Below are 20,381 nucleotides of genomic sequence, written 5' to 3'. Positions count from 1 at the left end.
TTCTGAGCCGTGCCGCTCGCGGGCGGTGCCGGGCCGCGTTGCTCACGGCGTGCTGGAGGCCGGCCTCTTGAACATCCGGGTCGCCGTGATCTCGCTGTGCACCGCTTCGCCGTCCCCGGTCGGGGTCTGCTGCGGCAGGCCCGGCCGGAGGTGCTCCTCGACGCTGATGTACTTCAGTCCGGCCCGCAGGTCCGCGTCATTGCGCAGCCGGATGACCAGCGGGAACTCCGCGAGCGCGGTGGTGTCGAACAGGCCGGTGGTGTACAGCAGCTGGACACCGAGCGCGTCGGACACGGCCCGCTGCAGCTCCAGCAGATAGGTGGCGTTGGCGCGTCCGATGGGGTTGTCGAGGAACAGCGTGCCGGCGTGCCGGTGCTTGTCGCGGCCCCGGTCGTTGGAGCGGAGCGCGGCCATGGTGCAGTACAGCGCGATCGCCGCGGTGAGCAGCTGGCCGCCGGAGAACACGTCGCCCATCTGCCCGACGGGCACGCGCTCGGCGCGCAGCACGGCGTCCGGCTTGAGGATCTCGACGGCGACGCCCTTGGGCTGCAGGGCCGCGCCCACGCCCCGCAGCAGCAGCGACATGCCGTCGCGCCGCAGGTCGGAGTTCTTCCTCACGGCCGCCCTGGTGGCCTCGTCGATGACCTCGCCGAGCCGCTCGGTGAGCGTGGCCTGATCGGGCTCCTCGAACCGGATGCGCAGGAACTCCTGCCCGGACCACTCGCCCAGCCCCTCGGGCAGCCGGGAGAGCCGCTGGGCGGACCGCAGCGTCGCCAGTGCCGACTCCACGAGCCCGCGCAGCCGGTCCACGATGGAGTCCCTGTTCCGCTCCAGCTGGGCCAACTCGTCGCTCAGGACGCGCAGTCGGGGCGCGAACGCGTCGGCCCACTTCTGGGCGTGCTCGGGCAGCGCGGAGGCGGGCAGCTCGCGGATCTGCTGGCGCGCCGGGGTACGGACCTGCTCGTAGCGCGTGGAGTTGGCGTGCCGCACCAGGACGTCGCCGGCCTCCCGCACTGCGGCCTCGGCGGCCGAGAGGTCGGCGGCGCAGCCGCGCAGGGAGCGACGGGCCTCGGCAGCGGCGTGCCGAGCCTCCTCCAGGCTGCCGGGGTACGGCTCCGGCTCCTCCTGGTCCTCGTCGGCGAAGTGTTCGCGCAGCAGGTCGCGAAGCATCGCGGCGATCTCGTCGAAGCCGCCGGCCGCGTCCTCGGCCGCCCGGTGAGCGTCGAGGAGCTCGGCGTGCGCCTCCCGGGCCTCGTTCAACGCCTGGGTACGGGTGGCGAGTTCGGCCGTCGCCGTGCGCAGCAGCGCCTGTGCGTGCTCGGCGTCGCGCGGCTGCTGCTCCTCGGGGAGCTCGGTGTGCGCCTCGCCCTCCTCGGGTGCGTGCCGTTCGGCCTCGCCGCGCAGCCGTCCGAGCTGCTCGCTCGCTGTCGACATCCGCGTCTCCAGGAGCTGCACCAGCTCCTCGGCCCGCGCGGCGGCGGCCTGCCGGGACGGCCCGTCGGATCCGTCCGGCGACTGGAGCAGCTGTTCCGCGCGGGTGCGGACCTTGTTGCTGAGCCGGTCCAGCTCGGCGCGGGCCGCGCTCTCGTCGCTCTCCGCGCGCGCCTGCTCGGCCCGCAGGTCGGCGCCGACGCCGACCTTCTCGTAGAGCTGGGAAGCCGCGCGGTACGCCTCGCGCAGGGCGGGCAGCGACGACTTCGGGGAGGACGCGTCGCCCTCCGGTACGTCGTCGGGGGCGCCCGCGATCTCCGCGCGCTCGGCGCGCAGGGCGCGTGCCGTGCGGCGGGCGTCGTCGGCGGCTCGCTGGGCGCCGCGGCGGTCCTCGTCCGCGGCGCGGGCGCGCTCCAGGCATGCCTGGGCGCGGGCCTCCGACTCGGCGCCCTCGTCGGCCAGTTCACGCACCTTGACCTGCCAGCCCGCCCGCTCGCGCAGCCGGAAGGCGAGCCCGGCGAGGGCGTCGGCCGAGCGCCGGGCCTTCTGCGCGGCCTCCTGCCGCTCGTCGCGCACCTGCGCGGCCTCGGCGGCGGTCTCGTCGGCCTCGGCCCGGACCGCGCGCGCTTCGGCCAGCTCGGCTTCCGACTCCTCGGCGAAGGCACCCGCGTCGTGCGCGGCCTGCGCCAGTTCCACGAGCCGCCCGGCCGGGCAGCCGGTGCGCCAGGAGGCCAGCCGGGCCGCCAGCTCCCGGTCCTTGCCGAGGCGGGCGGCGAGCGTCCTGATCTCCTCGTCCCGCTCGGCCGCCCGTGCGCGCAGCGTCTGCCGCTCCTCGTCGGCGGCGTGCTCGTCGTGCATGGCCGGGTTCGGCGGCACGAGGAAGACGCCGCCGTCGCCCGATTCCGTGGCCGGGGTGGGCGCGAGCAGGGCGGCGGCCGTGCCGACGGCCACGGCGGACCGCGGGAGCAGCGCCGCCTCGCCGAGGACATCGCGGGCGCGGCTGTGCGTGTCGGGGTCGGTGATGATCACGCCGTCGACGAGTTCCGGCCGGGCGGCCAGCACGCGCGCGTGGTCGGCCGGGTCCACAGCCTGGGCGAGGTAGCGCCAGCCGGGCAGCGCCGGGATGCCGTGCTCGCCGAGGAACTCCACGGTGGCCAGCACGTCCGGGCCGGGCGGCAGCAGTCCGCCGTCGCCGAGCGCGCCGAGGATGCGGGAGTCGTCGGCCGCCGCGGTGCGCAGCTCGAAGAGCTGCCGCTCGGCGGAGGAGACGGAGTCGTCGAGCAGTTCGCGCAGGTCGTCGGCGAAGCGGTCGAGCTCCTCGGGGCTGAGGGCCGCCTGGTCGCCGTCCGTCGCATCCCTGGGCCGCGGGACCGCGGGGCGGGCGTCGTCGGCGGTGACGTTCAGCAGTTCCGCCAGCCGCTCCTCCGCGGCGAGGGACTCGGCGGTGCGCCGCTCGGCGTCGTAGGACCGCCGGGCCGCCGTGGCCGCGTCCGCCGCACGGGCCGCCGTCAGCTCCGCGCGGGATTCCGCCGAGACCGCCTCGCGCGCGTGCTCCGTGGCCTTGCGCGACGCCTCCCGTGCCGTGTCCCAGGCGGCGACCGCCGTCTTCTCGGCGTCGCTGGCGGCGAGGGCGGCGCGGGCCGGGTCGGCGTCCGGCGCGCTGTCGTCGAGCCACCCCGCGCGCACCGCCTCGGCGGTCTCCTGCTCGACCTCGGCGAGGCGCTGCCGCAGATGCCCGACCTCGCTGCGGGCCCGCTGCGCCTCCGTGGCGGCGGCGGTCGAGTCACGGTAGGCGGCCTCGCCGACCTCCTGCAGGGCGGCGGACCGCTCCTCCTCCTCGTTGGCGAGGCTCTCGGCGCTCCCCGCCGCCGCGTGCAGAGCCCGTACGAGATCCACGGCGGCCTTGGCGCGGGCGGCGAGCGCGGGGGCGGCGTCCCGCTCGGCCTCCTGGATCGCGGCGGCCACGCGCGCGGCCCGGTCGGCGGCGGCGCGGTGGCGCAGCACGGCCTCGGCGGCCTGCCAGGCGGAGTGCAGGGTGCGGGCGTCGGCCAGCTCGCGCTTCTGTGCCGCGGCGGACTTCTCGGCGGCGCCGAGTGCCAGGGAGGCGTTGCGGTAGGCGAGTTCGGCGGCGATCAGCGCGCTGCGCTCCCGGGCCGACTCGCAGTGGGTGACCGCGTACGCGGCCGCCGTGACGCGCTGGGCGAGGTCGGCGGCCCGGACCCGCTCCTGCACGCCCCGCGCGGACAGCCGGCGGGCCAGCGAGCGGGTACGGCGCTCGGAGCCGGTGTGGACGTCACGCGCGTGCGCGCGCGTCCCGGCGGCCTCGACGATCCGCCCGAGGAGGTCCACCGACCCGGCGGTGAAGTCCCGTTCGGCGATCAGCTCGGCCCGGCGGCCCAGCTTGTTGCCGAAGCCGCTGACCAGGTCGGCGAGCCCGTCGGTGTCCCGGGTGTCGGTCACGGCCCGCAGCAGCAGGTCGGTGAAGTCGGAGTCCTTCTTGACCGCGAAGAGGCCGGCCGCCTCACCCTCGTCGGCGTTCATCTCCCGCTGGTAGCGGAAGAGTTCGGGGTCGAGGCCGAGGTCGCCGAGGTGCTCGATCCACCGGTCGTGGATCTCCTCCCAGTGCACCTCCAGATGGGGGTACGCCTTGCCCGCCTCGGTGAGGGCGTCCCGGAAGCCCTTCATGGTGCGGCGGCGGCCCTGTGCTCCCGACTGCCCCTCGACGACCGGCCGCACGGCGGTGGACTCGGCGACGGGCAGGTTGTCCAGGGACAGCCCCGGCCCGGGCCGGAAGGAGTACCAGGCCTCCGCGAACTTCCGCGGGTCGTTGGAGACTTGCCGCCCGCGCCACTCGCTGGCCTTGCCGACGACGACGCATTCGCCGGTCAGCGTGTGCTGCCACTCCAGTGCGACGTGCCCGCAGTCGTCGGCGAGCAGGAACTTGCGCAGCACGCCCGAGCTGGCGCCGCCGAGTGTGTTGCGGTGCCCCGGCAGCATCACGGAGAAGATCAGCTTCAGCAGCACGGACTTGCCGCCGCCGTTCTCCAGGAAGAGCACGCCGGCGGGCGCGGGGCGGCGCGGCGGGCCGACCGGCTCCTCCTCGAAGAACTCCGCCTGGGTGGGCGCGGGGGCGGGCACGGGCTCTCCGACGCCGCGCAGGTCAAGCACGGTGTCGGCGTAGCGCGCACCGGCGGGACCGATGGAGTAGAGGCGGACCCGGGACAGCTCGTACATGGCGGACTCTCGTAAGTCTTCGGCAGGAAGGGGAGGTTCAGGAGCGGGACGAGTGGAACGGCAGCCCGGCGTCGGCCGCCAGTTCCACCGCGTCGGTGTCCTCGGCGGGCACCAGCGTCGGCCTGCCGTCGGTCACGGGGACCACGCCCAGCTCCAGCAGTTCGGACATCGCGGCGCTGCCCGCCATGTCCCGCACCTGGAGCTGATAGCGCGTCGTCGTCCGGTACGTACCGCCGTTGTCGTCACCGGTGCGCTGCAGGAAGCCGGAGTCGGTCAGGAACGCGGCGGCCTTGCCGACGATGCCGGTGGTCGAACCGGCGAGTCTGCGCGCGTCCTTGGTGGCGCCTGTCGCGCTGCGTCTGATCCAGATCCGCCACGCGGCCTCCAGGGCGGGCGCGTCGGTGGCCGGGTCGGTGTTGTCGCCGTGCTCCGCGGCGCGCTCCTCCAGACGGCGGCAGGCCTGCCGTACGAAGGCGTCGACGCCGTTGACCGTCACGCGCCCGATGTAGCCGTCGTCGGCGAGGTCCTCGGGGCGCGGGAACGCCATGGCGGCGATGGCGAGATGGGCCAGGCCGTGCAGGAAGCGGTCGCCGCCGTCGGCGGACGTACGGCGCGCGTAGTCGCTCATCCGGACGGCGAACACCGAGTCCTCGGCGGCCGTCACGGCCATCCCCGCGCGCGGGGACACCTCCAGCACCACCAGCCCGAGCCCGGTGGCCACGGCGTCCGCGAGCCGCCCGAACGGCGGGTCCTCGCGGTAGCGGCGCAGCAGCTCGGCGTACTCCTGGTCGCGCGCGGGCTGCAACTTGGGCTGCAGGCCGAACGCGACGAGCCGCGCGGCGTCGGCGGCGTCGGCGGGCGTGACGGCCGAGGTGGCCGGCGCTGCACCGGTCTCCGGCTCACTCCACTCGACGTGCTCGGTCACGGCTGTCGCTCCTTGCTGCTCTCACACTGGTCCGTACGGTGCCCGGGTCCGTTCACGCCGCCTCCGTCCTGTCGGCCGCCATTCCCGCGGCGTCCAGCAGGGCCGTCCCGACGATCAGGTCGGCGCCGCCGAACTCGGGGTCGTCCAGCTCCGTCCCGTCGTCCACGGCGAACAGCAGCTTCTCCTCGCCCTGCCGATAGGCCGTACCCACGGGCGGGCTGGCCGCGTGGACGGCCAGCAGGGCCACGAGGTAGGGCAGATCGGGATCGACGCGCCGTGCCTCGGCCAGCAGGCCGGACAGTCTGCGCGGCGCGTCCGCCGGGAGGTCGAGCAGCTCGGTCGCCGCGGCCAGTTGCTCCTCGCTGAAGCGGCTGTCGTCCGGTGTGGCGATGAGGTCCGGCTCCGGCATCTCGGCGCCCAGATGCTCCCGCTCGACCGGCGGCGTCAGCAGGATGTCGACGAGGTCCGTCACCCGGACGGACACCGGCGTGCGCAGCCCGGTCCCCCGTGCGAAGAACGCGTCCGTGACGCGCACGGACTGCTCGAGCGGCAGCGGCAGGATCGGGGCGACGAGATGGCCGTACAGATCGATCCCCGAGGACGTCATGGGGGTGGCGAAGGCCTGCCGGTCCTGTTCCGCGCGGAACAGCGGTCCGGCCTCCAGCAGCCGGGACTGCAGTTGCGTGTGCCTGCGGATGCAGTCCTTGACGATGTCCACGAGCTCGGCCGCGCGCCGCTTGTGCTCCGCGTCCTCGGTCTCGTCGCGCGCCTTGCGGATGTTGGTGAGGATGGCGTTCTCATGGCGGTACCGGTCGGCCACGTGGTCCAGCGCCTCGGCGATCATGTCCGGCACGGCGTTCAGCCAGTCCACCGCGCGGACGTTGCGCCGGGTCGCCTCCAGGGCGCGGCGCAGCGTCTCCGAGTACTGCACGGTGCGGTACCTGGCCTGCTCGGCCGCGAGCTGGGCGTCGGCGAGCCGGCCCCGGTTGATCAGGACCTCCAGCTTGACCTCGGCGGCGATCTGGGCGCTGGTGACGTCCGTGTCCAGGGCACCGACCAGGACGTTGACCGCCTCGTCGGTCGTGCGGAGGTAGACGGTGCCGCCGGGGCCCGGCACCTCCTCGATCAGTTTGAAGTCGTAGTCACGCCGGACGTAACTGCCGTCGGTCGTGAACGTGCCGTAGACGGCACGGAAGCCGCGGTCCACGCTGCCGACGTTGATCAGGTTCTCCAGGACCCAGCGGGCCACGCGCTCGTGCTCGGCGACCGGCCGCCGCGGGGCCTGCGCGGCGATGCGCGGGATGAGGCGGGCGACTATCTGGTCGTGGTCGGCGCCCGTGTCGAAGTCCATGTTCAGGGTGACGAGGTCGATGGCGGAGAGGGCCACCTCGGCCATGCCGTAGACCGAGTACTCGCCCGCGAGGCTGGTCTTGCGCGCGTCGAGGTCGTGCAGCGGTGCGGTGCAGGCGAGCGCGCGCAGGCGCCGCGCCAGTCCCTCGTCGGCGGCCGGGCCCGGCGCGGGGCGCGGCCCCGCGCTGAGCTGGGGCGGAACGCTGTCCGTCGGTGCAGGCGAAGTCACGGTGCACAGACTAGGTCCTCGGTCTGACAACGGCCCAAACGGCGTGAATCGCGTGCGGCCCGTCCGTGGCCCGTCGCGCCCGCGCGGCGGAGCCCGATGCCGCCGCGGAGCCTCGCCGTCAGCCGTGGAGCCGCGTCTGTCAAGCGAGGGTTTCGCCTTCTCCCACCCTTCGGCGGTAGACGTCGACCACTCGTTCCAGGGAGTCGTCCAGGTACACCGCGAGCAACTTCTCGGCGCCGGCACGGTCTCCCGTCTGCAGGCACTGCTGGATCTGGCGGTTGCGGGCGAGGTAGGGCTCGTGGAGGCGCTTGGGATCGTCCACGACGTGGAAGGCGAGGCGGAGTTCGGCGAAGACGCTGCGCATCAGCTCGTCGGTGCGGGCGCTCCCCGCGAGGGCGACCAGCTCCCGGTGGAAGTGGATGTTGGCGGTACCCACTGCTTTCCAGTCACCTTCGCGCGCCGCCCGCTGCCCCTCCTCGACGACCGCGGCGAGCGCCCCGAGGTCGTACGGCGGCTCGCCCAGTCCGCGGACGACGGCGCACTCGACGAGCCGGCGGGTGCGGTAGATGTCCTCGACGTCCTCGACGGTCAGGACCCGGACGAAGACACCCCGGTTCAGCTCGTGGACGAGCAGGCGTTCGTGGGTGAGCAGCCGGAACGCCTCGCGCAGCGTGTTGCGGGAGACCCCGAGCGCGCCGCCGATGCTGTCCTCCGACAGCCGGGTCCCGGGCGGGAAGAACCCCTCGGCGATACGGCCTCTGAGGATGTCCGAGACCCGCTCGGCGGTGCTGGTGCGCCCCAAGAGGGCGCGGTCGTCGGCCAGTCCGTGCAGCTGCTCTGCCATGCCCGGAATTCAATCGCAGACACAAGAACGAAACAACACGGGTATTGAAGGATCGTTGAACGATCCTCTACGTTGCTTCCCACGGCGCCGCCTCCCCGCGGCGCCGACCGCTCACGCACGGCACGGCTCACCTCCCAAGCACCCTCCGTCCTCCCACTGCGAGGTGCACATGAGCACGACCCCTTCATCGCAGGCCCTGAGCACACAGACCGGCGCGGACGAACACGCCCTCGACGACGGCGCGCTGGGCTGGCTGCGCGCTCTGGGACCGCGCGGCCGCCGCGCCTTCGCCGGCGCGTTCGGCGGCTATGCACTGGACTCGTACGACTACTTCACGCTGCCCCTGACCATGGTCGCGCTGGCCGCGTACTTCGGCCTGGACAGCGGTCAGACCGGACTGCTCACGACCGTCACGCTGGTGGTGTCCGCCGTCGGCGGCGCCGTCGCGGGGGTGGTGGCCGACCGGTTCGGCCGGGTCCGGGCGCTGATGATCACGGTGATCACCTACGCGGTCTTCACCGTGGCCTGCGGCTTCGCGCCCAACTACGAGACCCTGCTGGTCTTCCGGGCCCTCCAGGGCCTCGGTTTCGGCGGCGAGTGGGCCGTCGGCGCGATCCTCGTCGCCGAGTACGCGAGCGCCCGGCACCGGGGCCGTACCCTCGGCGCGGTCCAGAGCTCGTGGGCCGTGGGCTGGGCGCTGGCCGTGGTCGTCTACACCGTGGTCTTCTCCTTCGCCGGCGACGACCTGGCCTGGCGCATCATGTTCTGGACCGGCGCGCTGCCGGCGCTGCTGGTGATCTGGATGCGGCGCCGTGTGCACGACGCACCCGAGGCGGCCGCCGTACGCGAGAAGAGCGCGCAGAAGGGCTCGTTCACGGCCATCTTCAAGCCCGGCCTGCTGCGCATCACGATCTTCGCCGGGCTGCTGTCCACCGGTGTCCAGGGCGGGTACTACACGCTCGCCACCTGGGTGCCGACGTATCTGAAGAGCGATCGCGGCCTGTCGGTCGTCGGCACCGGCGGCTACCTGACGTTCCTGATCTCCGGCGCCTTCCTCGGCTATCTGACCGGCGGTTATCTCACCGACCGGCTCGGCCGCAAACGCAACATCTGGCTGTTCGCCCTCCTGTCGGCCGTGTGCATCCTGGCGTACGCGAACATCCCGCAGGGCGCCAACTCCCTGCTCCTGGTGCTCGGTTTCCCGCTCGGGTTCTGCATGTCGGCCATCTTCAGCGGCTTCGGCTCCTACCTGAGCGAGCTGTACCCGACGGCCGTGCGCGGCACGGGACAGGGCTTCACCTACAACACCGGGCGCGCCGTGGGCGCCGTCTTCCCCACGACGGTCGGCTTCCTCGCCGACAGCTGGGGCGTGGGCGGTGCGCTGGTGTTCGGCGCGATCGGCTACGGCGTGGCCGCGCTGGCCCTGCTGGGGCTGCCGGAGACCCGCGGGAAGGAACTGGCGTGAATCGTACGGAAGACCGCCCCTTGACCGTCGTCGACGAGCACGCGCACGCGTGGAGCCCGAAATCCGCCCGGGGCCGCTTCCGGGAAGGGCTCGCCGGACCCACCGCAGGGGTCGCGGCCGGCCACACCCAGGTCAACCTGATCTCGGTGCCCGCCGACTGGGCCTACGACACGCTGCTGTTCTGTCAGCGCAACCCCAAGCCCTGCCCGGTGCTGGACGTCACGGACGCGGGGGACGTCACCACGGTCCTCGCGGACGGCGCGGACCTGCGCACCGACCTGCCGCGCTACCGGGTCTGGCAGGACGGCGAACTGGCGGACGAGCCGACGGACGTGCGCGCGTACTGGCGCGACGATCTGGTGTCGTTCCTCATCGGCTGCAGCTTCACCTTCGAGTGGGCGCTGGCCGCGGCGGGTGTCCCGATCCGCCACGTCGAGCAGGGCCGCAACGTCCCGATGTACGTGACCAGCCGTCAGTGCCGCCCGGCGGGGCGGCTGCACGGCCCGCTGGTGGTGTCCATGCGGCCGGTGCCGCCGGAGCACCTCGCGGCCGCCCTGCGGGAGAGCAGCCTGCTCCCGGCGGTGCACGGCAGCCCCGTGCACTGCGGCCCTCCCTCGGCGCTCGGCATCGGCGACCTCGGCCGGCCCGACTTCGGTGATCCGGTGGACGCCGAGCCGGACGACATCCCGGTGTTCTGGGCCTGCGGCGTGACCCCGCAGGCGGCGGTGATGGCGTCCCGGCCGCCCTTCGCCATCACGCACGCACCGGGGCAGATGTTCCTGACCGACGCCCGCGACGAGCAGTACCGCGTGGCCTGAGAGGAGACCGAAGCATCCATGACGTCGATCGATCTCAACGCCGACCTCGGCGAGGGCTTCGGCCGCTGGCGGCTGACCGACGACGAGCAGCTGCTGTCCGTCGTCACGAGCGCCAACGTGGCCTGCGGCTTCCACGCCGGGGACGCCGCCACCATGCGGCGGGTGTGCGAGCTCGCGGCCGGGCGCGGCGTGCGGATCGGCGCCCAGGTCTCGTACCGGGACCTGGCCGGGTTCGGGCGGCGCGCGATGGACGTGCCGTCCGCGGAACTCGCGGCCGAAGTGGCGTACCAGATCGGCGCACTGGAGGTCTTCGCGCGCGCGGCGGGCACGCGCGTGTCGTACGTCAAGCCGCACGGCGCGCTCTACAACCGCGTCGTGCACGACGAGGAGCAGGCCGGCGCGGTCGTGGAGGGGGTGCGGCTCGCCGACACCACGCTGCCCGTGCTCGGCCTGCCCGGCTCGCGGCTGCTGGAGCACGCCGGCAAGGCGGGGCTCCCGGCCGTCACGGAGGCGTTCGCGGACCGTGCGTACACCGCTGACGGCACGCTCGTGCCGCGCGGTCACGACGGCGCCGTGGTCACCGATCCGGAGGCGGTCGTGGAGCGCTCGGTGGGCCTGGCCCGCTTCGGCACCGTCGCCTCCCACTCCGGCCCGGCCGTGGACGTACGCGCGCGTTCCCTGTGTCTGCACGGGGACACGCCGGGCGCCGTGGAGCTGGCCCGGCTGGTCCGGCGGCGCCTGCAGGAGTCGGGAGTCCGGGTGGAGGCCTTCGCATGAGGGCGCTGCCCGTGGGCGACGGTGCCCTGCTCGTCGAGCTGTCCGACGGGGACGAGGCCCAGGCCCTGCACGCGGAACTGCTGCGCCGGCGCGCGGAAGGGCTGCTCAGCGTGCGCGAGATCGTTCCGGCGGCCCGCACCGTCCTGCTCGACGGCCTCGCCGACCCGGCCCGTCTGGCCTCCGAACTGACCGCCTCCGAGATACCACCCACTCCCCCACGCGCGCGTGAGGCGATCGCCATCCCGGTGCGCTACGACGGCCCGGACCTGACCGAGGTCGCCGCGCACTGGGGCGTGAGCGAACAGGAGGCGGCCCGCATCCACGCGGACACCGAATTCACCGTCGCCTTCTGCGGGTTCGCACCCGGCTTCGGCTACCTCACGGGCCTACCGCAGCGCTACGACGTCCCGCGCCGGGTCACTCCGCGCACGGCCGTCCCCGCCGGTTCCGTGGCCCTGGCAGGCCCGTACACGGGCGTGTACCCGCGCTCGTCGCCGGGTGGCTGGCAGCTGATCGGCCGCACGGACACCGTGCTCTGGGACCACGCGCGCGTGCCGGCCGCGCTGCTGTCGCCCGGCACGCGCGTGCGCTTCGTCCCGGTGGACGGCTCATGACGGACCGGGCGCTCGTCGTCGTACGGGCCGGAGCGCTGACCACCGTGCAGGACCGGGGCCGCCCCGGGCACGCGCACCTGGGCGTGCCCCGCTCCGGCGCGCTCGACGCCCCCGCTGCCGCGCTCGTGAACCGGCTCGTGGGCAACCCGCCCGAGGCGGCCGTCCTGGAGACCACCCTCAACGGCTGTGCCGTACGGCCGCGTTCGACGGTCACGGTGGCGATCGGCGGCGCCCCGTGCGCGGTCACGGTCGACGGGCGGCCTGCGGCCTGGACAGCGCCGGTGCATGTGCCCGCCGGTGCGCTCCTGGACGTCGGAGGGGCCGTCTCCGGGGTCCGGAGCTACCTGGCCGTCGCCGGTGGCGTCGCGGTCGAACCGGTCCTCGGCAGCCGCTCCACGGACCTCCTCTCCGGTCTGGGCCCGCCCCCTCTCACGGACGGCGCGGTGATCCCCCTGGGACCGCCGGAGAACCTGCACGCGCGCGTGGACGTCGCCCCGCAGGCGGCGCCCCCGGCCGAACTCGTCCTGCGGGTGACACTCGGCCCACGGGACGACTGGTTCACCCCCGAGGCGCTGCGCACGTTCACGTCCCGCCCGTACCGCGCCTCCGCCGCCGGCAACCGCATCGGCCTGCGCACCGAGGGACCCGCCCTCGACCGCGCCCTCCCGGGCGAACTCCCCAGCGAGGGCATGGTCCTGGGCGCGGTCCAGGTCCCCCCCGACGGCCGGCCGGTGGTCTTCCTGGCGGACCACCCGACCACCGGCGGCTACCCGGTGATCGCGGTCGTCCACCCACAGGACCTCCCAGCAGCGGCCCAAGCGGCACCGGGCACACCGGTCCGCTTCGTCGAGGTACGCGGCCGCCAACTCCCTTAGGGGCGCGGGGAACTGCGCGACCGGCCACAACGTACCCGCGCCGACGAAGCGATCCGCACCTCCTGCGAGAACTAGACCGCGTCAGGCTGCTCGACGACCGACACCGCAGCCAGCGCAGCGGACACCGCGGCAGCCGCCCGCACGTCCAGCCGCGCGCTCGTGCCGCGCGCCCGATGCCCCATCTCGTCCACCGCGAGCCGCAGCAGCTGCGGCAGCAGGTCCGTGCAGCGCCGCGCGACCCACGCGGTCCCCGCCGTGGCCAGCCACAGCAGGCTCGCCGACGTGGTGGGCACCGGGAACTCCGGGTCGGGCGAGGGTGCCGTACCGGTCGCCCGGTCCGACTCCGCCAGCAGCGAGTGGAAGCGCACCGCCAGCTGCCGGTGCCCCCGCTCCCCCGGATGCAGCCGATCCGCGCTCCACATCGCACGGTCCATGATCCAGTCGGCCTCGGCCGCGTGCAGATGGACGGCCCCGTAGCGGTCGGAGAGCGCGTGGACCACCCGGTTGACCGCCCGCTGCCGCCGGGCCAGCGGGCGGGCCAGCGAGCCCGGGAGGCCGAGCATCGAGCCGGGGTCGGGCAGACAGGCCGTGAGCAGGGTCGCGCCCTGCAGGGTGAAGGCGGCGTAGACCTTGTCGAGCCGTTCGGCGACGGCACGGATGTCGAACGTGCAGCGCAGGGTGTCGTTGACGCCGATCACCACCGACGCGATGTCCGGCTTCAGTTCGAGACCGGCCGGCGTCTGGACCTCCAGCACCTCCCGGGTCTGCGCACCGCTCACCGCGAGGTTGGTGAACTCGACGGAGTCCTCGGCCAGCCCGTCGGCGAGCAGCGCCGCCCAGCCGCGCCACGCGCCCTCGAAGGGATCGCCCACGCCCTCGGTCAGCGAGTCCCCGAGGGAGACGAAACGCACCGTTCTCACGCCACGCTCCCCGGCACGAAGGGACGCACCGGCACCGTCGCGTCGTGCGCGGCGAGGAACGCGTCCACGGCCGTCGTCCACCCGAAGCACTCCGCACGCGCGCGTGCGGCCTCCCGCCGCTCCCGCTCGGGAAGGCCGAGCAGGATGCCGACGGCGTCCGCGAAGGCGTCCCCGTGGTCCGCCGCGACGGCTCCGGCCGACCCGATCACCTCGGGCAGCGCGGAGGACATGCTCACCACCACGGGGGTACCGCAGGCCATCGCCTCCAGGGCGGCCAGTCCGAACGTCTCGGCCGGGCCGGGCGCCAGGCACACGTCGGCGGTGGCCTGGAGGGCGCCCAGCGCGGCGCGGTCGGAGACGTGCCCGAGGAAGGTGACCGGCAACCCGCGCTCACGCGCGCGCTGTTCGAGCCGCGGGCGCAACGGGCCGTCCCCGGCCACCACCAGCACCGCCCGCCTGCCCCGCCGCCGCAGCGACTCCAGGGCGTCCAGGGCCGTGCCCGGCCGCTTCTCCACGGACAGCCGGGTGCAGGTGACGATCAGGAACTCGTCCTCGCGCGCGTACCGTGCGCGAAGTCCCGGGTCCCGCAGCGCGGGGTGCCGCTCCACCAGGTCGACGCCCAGGGGAGCGCGCACGACGTTGCGGGCGCCGATCCGCACGAACTCGCGCTCGGCGAACTCGGTGGTGCACACCACGCGCGCGTAGGTGTGCGCGGAGCGGACGTTGAGGGCGTCGGCGGCACGCCGGGCCGCCCCCTCGGGCAGTCCCCAGGTGCGCAGGACCCCGTCGGCGGTCTCGTGGGAGACCATCACGGCGGGGACCCGGGCGCGCCGCGCCCACTTGCCGGTCCACCTGAGGGTCGTGCGGTCGGAGACCTCCAGGCGGTCGGGGGCCAGCTCCTCCAGGAGCCGGGCCACGCGCCGCTTGTCGGTGAGCACGCGGTACCCGCCGGTGCCGGGCAGCAGCGGACCGGGGAGGGTGATGACGCGCCCCTGCTCGGTGTCGCGGTCGTCGGCGCGCTCGCCGGGCACGATCAGCACGGGCTCGTGCCCTGCCTCCCGGAAGCCCTTGCCGAGCTCGCGCAGCGCGGTGCGCAGACCGCCGGACGCGGGGGCGACGAAGTTCGCCAGGCGCACGATCCTGAGGGAGCTCATGCCGCCACCGCCGTCTTCTTCCGCGCGGCGAGGACGTCCGCGTAGTGCCCGATCAGCTGATCGCCGACGGCCGCCCAGGTGCGGCCCTCGACGGTGGCGCGCGCGGTGTCGCCGAAGACGGCCCGCCGGGCCGGGTCGGCTGCCAGGGACTGCACGGCGTCCCGTACGGCGTCGGCGTCGCGCGGCGGCACCAGCAGACCGGTGCGCCCGTGGACGACCAGGTCGAGGGGGCCCCCGACGGCGGGAGCCACCACCGGGACGCCGCTGGCCATGGCCTCCTGCACGGTCTGGCAGAAGGTCTCGAAGGGCCCGGTGTGCGCGAAGACGTCCAGGGAGGCGTAGATCCGGGCGAGTTCGTCGCCGGTGCGGCGGCCGAGGAAGACCGCGCCCGGCAGCGCCTCGCCGAGGCTCGGCCCGCTCGGGCCGTCGCCCACGATGACGACCTTCACCCCTTCGAGGCCACAGACACCGGCCAGGAGCTCGATGTGCTTCTCGGGGGCGAGGCGGCCGACGTATCCGACGATCACCTCGCCGTTCGGGGCGAGTTCGCGGCGCAGGGCCTCGTCGCGCAGGTCGGGGCGGAACCGGACGGTGTCCACGCCGCGGGGCCACAGCTTGACCCTGGGCACGTCGTGGGTCTCCAGGTCACGCATCGAGGCGCTGGAGGGCGCGAGGGTGAGATCGGCGGCGGAGTGGACGGAGCGGATGCGCCGCCAGGCCGCGGCCTCGCCGGCGCCCATGTAGGTGCGGGCGTAGCCGGCGAGGTCCGTCTGGTAGACGGCGACGGCCGGGACGCCGAGCCGGGCGGCGACCGCCATACCGCGGACGCCGAGGACGAAGGGGCTGGCCAGGTGCACGACGTCGGCCCGGTGCTCGGCGACGGCCGCGGCGAGGCGGCGGCTGGGCAGGGCGACACGGACCTGGGGATAGCCCGGGAGCGGAAGGGAGGGGACACGGACGACGGGGCACGGCGCCTGGGCGTCGGGCCCGGTACCGGCCCGGCCGACGAGAGCGGTACTGGCCGGAGCGACGACGAGCGGGAGGTGACCGCGATCTACGAGGTGCCGGGCGGTCTGGAGCGCGCAGTGGGCCACGCCGTTCACGTCGGGGGGAAAGGATTCGGTCACGATGACGACACGCATACCCGTGTTCTCGCCGCACCGGACGTGGCCGCGTCAACGTGGATCTTTCCGGACGAGGAACGTCCCGTGAGCGTTCCTCCGCACACCCGAGCAGGTCAGGCCGTGTCCATGACCGCCTGACCCGCGGGTCACCCGCTGTTCACCCGGCAGCCGTGCCGTTGCCGGGACGATCTGTGCGGGGCCGGCTCACACCACGGGCTCGTCGGGTGCGATCCGGCTTCGTACGGCCGTCTGCACCTCGGCCTCCTCGGCCGGATCGGCGGCCAGCCTGCGCAGCTGCTCGACGACGCGGGCGTCACCGGTCTCGGCGTACCGGGCGGCGATCTCCCGGGTGGTCTCCTCGCAGTCCCAGAGGCACTCGACGGCGAAGCCGGCCGGGAAGGAGGGATCGGTTGCGGCCAGGGCGCGGGCGGCCCGGCCGCGTAGATGGGACGAGGCCGTCTCGCGGTAGATGTGGCGCAGGACGGGGGCGGCGCAGACGATGCCGAGCCGTCCGGTGCCGTCGACGAGGGTCCACAGGGTCGGAGCGTCCGGCCCCTCGCCCCGTACGGCTTCGCGCAGTGCGGCGAGGACCAGGTCCCGGTCCTCGACACCGCCCCGGCAGGAGAGCATGCGACCGGCGGCGGCGCCCAGGGCGTCCGGCCGGCGGGCCCAGCCGCGGGCCCGGTCGACGGCGGCGACGCTGCGCATCCGTTCGAAGGCGTCCACGGCGGCCTCCACCACGGAAGCCGAGCCGGTCACCACGGCCGCCTCGATCAGGTCGAGGGCGTCCGGATCATTGCCGTCGGCAAGGTAGCGCAACGCGGTGCTGCGGGCTCCGTCGCTGCCGTCCTTGGCCGCCCGCACGATCTCTGGCCGGTCCTCGGGTCCGGCCACGGCCGTGAGGCAGCGGGCGGCCGGGACGTGCAACGCGGCGCCGCGCTCGATGCCCTGCTGGGCCCACTCGAACACCGCATGCACGCTCCACCCCGGACGGGGCCCGGTAGGTCGCATCTGCCGCTGCCAGCGGTCGAAACAGCCGCTCTCGTGAGCGGCACGCACGCGCGTGGCGATCGGTTCGCGCGGATCCTCGGCCCACAGTCGCCACGGCCGGGGCTCGAAGGAGTCACGCACGACGGCGGCCAGTTCGGCCTCGCCCTCGGCGTCGGTGGCGAAACGGGCCAGCACGGGCGCGGCCAGGGCGCGCAGCCCCGCGTCGTCGTCCCTGAGGGCCAGCTCGTCCAGGGCCCAGGCCCAGTTGGAGCCGGACGCCGCGTACCTGCGCAGCAGCTCCAGCGCGTCCCGCCTGCCGTAGGAGGCGAGATGGCCGAGGACGGCGAGAGCCAGGCCGGTGCGGGACTCCTCGGTGTCGAAGACGTCCTCGACGTCGAAGAGGTGCGCCTCGATCTCGTCCAGCTCGCCGTTGAGGTCGAGGTAGAGACGGGCGTAGTAGAGGGAGCGGTTCTCCACCTGCCAGTCGTGGCGCGGGTCGCGCAGCACACAGTGGTTCAGTGCCGCGAGCGCCTCGGCGCGCGGTGCCGTGAGTGCGTGCAGCGTGCCGTCGCCACGCCCCCTCTGCAGGAGGCCGAGCAGGGTACCGCTGGGCGCTATGACCGGATCGAACATGGGAAACAGCCTCACATCAAGCGTCGATGCAACCGGGGAACACGCATTACCTGGCCGCGTGACACAACGTCGGGGCGCCCGCCGTCTCTTGCTTGCTGTAGACCATCTTCCTCTGCCTCTCGTCAGTGGCCCTCGCGGACCGCATCACGGTCCGCGCGGTGCGGCAACACCTGCCCAGCCATCGCGTCCGTAAAGCACGACGTCATGATGACCCGGCACTTCGGCCTGCCGCGACCGAAATTTCGGCGGCCCTGTACCGCCTCCCCCGTTCCCCGTGTTTTCGCTGGTCAGAACATGCGGATCAGTGTGCGCCGAACAAGTCGAGCAGTTCCGCCTTGCCGAACATACGCGCCGTGTCGAGGGCCGACGGGGTACCCGCGGCCGGATCGGCACCACCCTCCAGGAGGGCCTTGATCACTTCCGACTCACCCTTGAAGACGGCCCCGGCGAGCGGGGTCTGGCCCCGGTCGTTGATCCGGTCGCCCTCCGCGCCGCGGGCGAGCAGGGCCCGCACCGCGTCGGCGTGTCCGTGGTACGCCGCGAGCATCACGAGCGAGTCCCCGCGGTCGTTGGTGAGGTTGACCGGAACGCCCGCGTCCACGTACGCCACGAGCTCCTCGGTCCGTCCCTGCCTGGCCAGATCGAAGATCTTGGTCGCCAGCTCCACGACCTCGGGGTCGAGGGCTTCACTCATCGGCAGGACCGCCTTCCGTACAACCGTTCAGGTGAATCGCCAGGGTACTGGCTCCGGCGGCACATGAGCCGCTTCACAAGCGGTAAGGATCAGCACAGAACCGACCGAATGCACGAAAACGCCTCGGCTCGTGCAGGACAGCACCGCCATCCGAGGGAAAAACACCGAAATTCACCCAATTGCACCTTTTATAGTATGGATACATGCTGTGATCCTGGAAGTACTCATGGTGACTGTCCCCGTGAACCAGGAGAACTGAAATGATCTTGTCCATCTCCGGCGTGGTCCTTCTCGGCATCATCGTCTTCCTCTTCTTCCGCAAGGACGGGCTCAAGGCGTCGCATGCCCTGGTCTCGGCCTTGTTCGGCTTCTATCTCGCGAGTACGGCCATCGCCCCCAGCATCAAGGCCGGCGGCGAGAGCCTCGCGAGCCTCCTCGGCGGCATCAAGTTCTGACGCCGCCCGTCCCGCCCGTACGCACCAAGAGGAGACATCTGTGGCCCGGCGCCCCCTCCCTCGCATCCTGAGCACAGGCAGCGCGCAGATCGCCCGGGGCCGGGAGCTGGCCCGGACCGCGGCCGACAGCGCCACCGACGTCCTCCACCCGCTGATCTCGATCACCCGTGGTCTGCGCCGGCTGGCAGCCGCCGGCCGGCGCAAGTGGGCCGACACGCCCCAGGACCGGCGCGGGCCGCTGCTGTTCCTGGCGGCCTCGGTGGTCCTGGTCGTGGCACTGGTGCCGTACGGCCCGCTGCTCGCCGTCATCACCGTGATGGCGGCGGCAGCCTGGCAGGGCAGGGGGCAGCGCAGGCCGGCGGAGCCCGAAGGGCCCGACGAGTCCCAGTCCCAGCGCCTGAAGTCGCTGTACGAGGCCCTGGTCCCGTACTTCTCGCTCGCCGGTGACCCCTCCCCCCTCTACGCCCACGGCGGCGAGTGGGAGAAGGCGTTCCCCGCGTACGAGTTCGACGGGTCCGGCCGCATCACCCACCTCGTGATCCGCTACCCGGCCTACTTCACCGACGGCGAGATCGACTCCCGCACCCGCATCGAGCAGCTGCTGCACGCAAAGTCGGGCCGCGGCCGCGAATACCACTTCGCATGGGACGAGGAAGGCAACCGGCTCACCGTTACGGTCCTCGCTCCGCTGCCCACCGACATCGCCGCCCAGCGATTCGTCACGGCGCCCGGCGAGACGGTGCTCGGCTTCACCGACCCCACCCAGGTCCGGCGCACCCTTCCCCTCACCCACGGAGAGGAACAGCGCGACGTCCCGCCGGTCGTCTGGCGCACCGGCGTCCGCTCCACCGAGCCGCACCTGCTGGTCATGGGCCAGCCGGGCAGCGGCACCACGTCCCTGCTGCGCTGCATCGCCCTCCAGGCGCTGCAGCACGGCGACGTGGTGATCATCGAGGGCGGAACCGGCGAGTACGCGTGCCTGACCGGCCGGAAGGGCGTGCTGGCCGTCGAATGCGGTCTGGCCGGGGCGCTCGCGACCCTGGAGTGGGCCACCAACGAGACGGAGCGCCGGCTCATCGCCGCCAACCGCGCCCGCCAGGCGGGCCACCCGCCGCCGGAGGACACCAAGCGTCCCCTGTGGATCCTCCTGGACCGGCCGAGCGCCTTCGCCCACCTCGCCGCCGCGGACGGCTGCAAGGACCCGCAGTCCCTGCTCCAGGTCCCGCTCCGGCACGGCCGCGCGGCGAACGTGACGGTCGTGGTGGCCGACCAGTTCGACAACGCGGACGCACTGAGCGACGCCGTGCGGCAGCACACACGCGCGCGTGTCGTCCTCGGCCCCGCCACGGCCGAGCAATTGGCGGGTGCCCTCGGCGCCCTGCCGGCCACGACGCCGGCCGTCGACGTACCGCCCGGCCGCGGTTACGCCCGCCTCGGCGCGGGCTCCGTGCACCGGCTGCAGGTCCCGTCGACGCCGGACCCGTACGACGACGAGACGAGCGACACGGACCGCGAGGCCGTGCTGGCACTGCTGCCGCCACGGACGACGCCGGTCGAGGCGGAGCGGATCGATTCCGGGCGCGTCGACCTCGATCCTGTCGAGGCCGAGCCTGTCGAGGCCGAGCCTGTCGAGGCCGAGCCCGTCGAGGCCGAGCCCGTCGAGGCGCGTCCCGTCGAGGCGCGTCCCGTCACCATGAACAAAGCACCCGTCACCGTGGAGAGAACACCCGTCACCCTGGACCAGGCACGCCCCGACATGACCAAGGAACCCGTCGACGAGGAGCGGTGCGAGACGGAGCCGGTGTCCGCGAAAGCCGTACCGGCAGAGGCGCAATAGGGCTCCGGGCCA

The 20,381-nt window shown here is 73.6% G+C and carries 16 protein-coding genes; 7 read left to right on the top strand and 9 right to left on the bottom strand.

Going from position 1 to position 20,381, the window contains the following annotated elements:
* Positions 1-42 precede the first annotated feature (42 nt).
* From ACIBN2_RS25225 to ACIBN2_RS25210, 4 genes are all read right to left on the bottom strand, one after another.
* On the bottom strand, positions 43-4,665 hold the full coding sequence (locus ACIBN2_RS25225; RefSeq protein WP_399137412.1) for a hypothetical protein: 4,623 nt from the start codon (positions 4,663-4,665) through the stop codon (positions 43-45).
* A 37-nt stretch (positions 4,666-4,702) separates the two neighbouring features.
* Complete coding sequence (locus tag ACIBN2_RS25220; RefSeq protein ID WP_399137410.1) at positions 4,703-5,590, bottom strand: hypothetical protein; 888 nt, start codon at positions 5,588-5,590, stop codon at positions 4,703-4,705.
* A 52-nt stretch (positions 5,591-5,642) separates the two neighbouring features.
* Positions 5,643-7,169, bottom strand: a complete 1,527-nt coding sequence (locus ACIBN2_RS25215; protein ID WP_399137408.1) for a hypothetical protein — start codon at positions 7,167-7,169, stop codon at positions 5,643-5,645.
* A gap of 139 nt (positions 7,170-7,308) precedes the next feature.
* On the bottom strand, positions 7,309-8,013 hold the full coding sequence (locus tag ACIBN2_RS25210; protein WP_399137406.1) for a GntR family transcriptional regulator: 705 nt from the start codon (positions 8,011-8,013) through the stop codon (positions 7,309-7,311).
* A gap of 169 nt (positions 8,014-8,182) precedes the next feature.
* Between ACIBN2_RS25210 and ACIBN2_RS25205 the strand changes: the two genes are divergently transcribed.
* From ACIBN2_RS25205 to ACIBN2_RS25185, 5 genes are read left to right on the top strand one after another with little or no spacing between them, the layout of a single operon-like run.
* Entirely contained in the window at positions 8,183-9,478 is a 1,296-nt protein-coding gene (locus ACIBN2_RS25205) for an MFS transporter (protein ID WP_399137405.1), read from the top strand.
* The gene (locus tag ACIBN2_RS25200; protein WP_399137403.1) at positions 9,475-10,296 is read left to right on the top strand and encodes a putative hydro-lyase; all 822 of its coding nucleotides are present in this window, start codon (positions 9,475-9,477) and stop codon (positions 10,294-10,296) included. The genes ACIBN2_RS25205 and ACIBN2_RS25200 overlap by 4 nt, the downstream gene beginning before the upstream one ends.
* 18 nt (positions 10,297-10,314) lie before the next feature.
* A complete protein-coding gene (locus ACIBN2_RS25195; RefSeq protein ID WP_399137401.1) occupies positions 10,315-11,073 on the top strand; it encodes a LamB/YcsF family protein in 759 nt (252 codons plus the stop codon).
* Positions 11,070-11,687, top strand: a complete 618-nt coding sequence (locus tag ACIBN2_RS25190; protein WP_399137399.1) for an allophanate hydrolase subunit 1 — start codon at positions 11,070-11,072, stop codon at positions 11,685-11,687. The genes ACIBN2_RS25195 and ACIBN2_RS25190 overlap by 4 nt, the downstream gene beginning before the upstream one ends.
* Entirely contained in the window at positions 11,684-12,562 is an 879-nt protein-coding gene (locus ACIBN2_RS25185; RefSeq protein ID WP_399137397.1) for a biotin-dependent carboxyltransferase family protein, read from the top strand. The genes ACIBN2_RS25190 and ACIBN2_RS25185 overlap by 4 nt, the downstream gene beginning before the upstream one ends.
* A 71-nt stretch (positions 12,563-12,633) precedes the next feature.
* Here ACIBN2_RS25185 and ACIBN2_RS25180 read toward each other — a convergent pair whose 3' ends face one another.
* The 5 genes from ACIBN2_RS25180 to ACIBN2_RS25160 form a co-directional block, all read right to left on the bottom strand.
* The gene (locus tag ACIBN2_RS25180; RefSeq protein WP_399137395.1) at positions 12,634-13,482 is read right to left on the bottom strand and encodes an SGNH/GDSL hydrolase family protein; all 849 of its coding nucleotides are present in this window, start codon (positions 13,480-13,482) and stop codon (positions 12,634-12,636) included.
* Positions 13,479-14,636, bottom strand: coding sequence for a glycosyltransferase (locus ACIBN2_RS25175; RefSeq protein ID WP_399137393.1), 1,158 nt, complete (start codon positions 14,634-14,636; stop codon positions 13,479-13,481). Before ACIBN2_RS25175 ends, ACIBN2_RS25180 begins: the two co-directional genes overlap by 4 nt.
* Complete coding sequence (locus ACIBN2_RS25170) at positions 14,633-15,778, bottom strand: glycosyltransferase family 4 protein (RefSeq protein WP_399137391.1); 1,146 nt, start codon at positions 15,776-15,778, stop codon at positions 14,633-14,635. Before ACIBN2_RS25170 ends, ACIBN2_RS25175 begins: the two co-directional genes overlap by 4 nt.
* A 186-nt stretch (positions 15,779-15,964) precedes the next feature.
* The gene (locus tag ACIBN2_RS25165; RefSeq protein ID WP_399137389.1) at positions 15,965-17,383 is read right to left on the bottom strand and encodes a HEAT repeat domain-containing protein; all 1,419 of its coding nucleotides are present in this window, start codon (positions 17,381-17,383) and stop codon (positions 15,965-15,967) included.
* A gap of 301 nt (positions 17,384-17,684) precedes the next feature.
* Positions 17,685-18,077, bottom strand: coding sequence for an ankyrin repeat domain-containing protein (locus tag ACIBN2_RS25160; RefSeq protein WP_399137387.1), 393 nt, complete (start codon positions 18,075-18,077; stop codon positions 17,685-17,687).
* Positions 18,078-18,337: 260 nt separating this feature from the next.
* On the opposite strand from ACIBN2_RS25160, the gene ACIBN2_RS25155 reads away from it, so the two are divergent.
* A complete protein-coding gene (locus ACIBN2_RS25155; RefSeq protein ID WP_016434155.1) occupies positions 18,338-18,532 on the top strand; it encodes a hypothetical protein in 195 nt (64 codons plus the stop codon).
* 40 nt (positions 18,533-18,572) lie between these two features.
* Positions 18,573-20,369, top strand: coding sequence for a hypothetical protein (locus tag ACIBN2_RS25150; RefSeq protein ID WP_399137384.1), 1,797 nt, complete (start codon positions 18,573-18,575; stop codon positions 20,367-20,369).
* The last annotated feature ends 12 nt before the right edge of the window (positions 20,370-20,381 follow it).

The sequence above is a fragment of the Streptomyces sp. NPDC050534 genome, assembly GCF_044457745.1.
Lineage (GTDB): Bacteria > Actinomycetota > Actinomycetes > Streptomycetales > Streptomycetaceae > Streptomyces.
Note: the sequence above shows the minus strand (reverse complement) of the source record. Positions and strands in the feature narration are given on the sequence as shown.

Bases quoted from the DNA above. Each gene is read 5' to 3' on its own strand.
- ACIBN2_RS25160 (WP_399137387.1), bottom strand. From the start codon at position 18,077: ATGAGTGAAGCCCTCGACCCCGAGGTCGTGGAGCTGGCGACCAAGATC.
- ACIBN2_RS25155 (WP_016434155.1), top strand. From the start codon at position 18,338: ATGATCTTGTCCATCTCCGGCGTGGTCCTTCTCGGCATCATCGTCTTC.
- ACIBN2_RS25225 (WP_399137412.1), bottom strand. From the start codon at position 4,665: ATGTACGAGCTGTCCCGGGTCCGCCTCTACTCCATCGGTCCCGCCGGT.
- ACIBN2_RS25205 (WP_399137405.1), top strand. From the start codon at position 8,183: ATGAGCACGACCCCTTCATCGCAGGCCCTGAGCACACAGACCGGCGCG.
- ACIBN2_RS25170 (WP_399137391.1), bottom strand. From the start codon at position 15,778: ATGCGTGTCGTCATCGTGACCGAATCCTTTCCCCCCGACGTGAACGGC.
- ACIBN2_RS25175 (WP_399137393.1), bottom strand. From the start codon at position 14,636: ATGAGCTCCCTCAGGATCGTGCGCCTGGCGAACTTCGTCGCCCCCGCG.
- ACIBN2_RS25165 (WP_399137389.1), bottom strand. From the start codon at position 17,383: ATGTTCGATCCGGTCATAGCGCCCAGCGGTACCCTGCTCGGCCTCCTG.
- ACIBN2_RS25210 (WP_399137406.1), bottom strand. From the start codon at position 8,013: ATGGCAGAGCAGCTGCACGGACTGGCCGACGACCGCGCCCTCTTGGGG.
- ACIBN2_RS25195 (WP_399137401.1), top strand. From the start codon at position 10,315: ATGACGTCGATCGATCTCAACGCCGACCTCGGCGAGGGCTTCGGCCGC.
- ACIBN2_RS25185 (WP_399137397.1), top strand. From the start codon at position 11,684: ATGACGGACCGGGCGCTCGTCGTCGTACGGGCCGGAGCGCTGACCACC.
- ACIBN2_RS25190 (WP_399137399.1), top strand. From the start codon at position 11,070: ATGAGGGCGCTGCCCGTGGGCGACGGTGCCCTGCTCGTCGAGCTGTCC.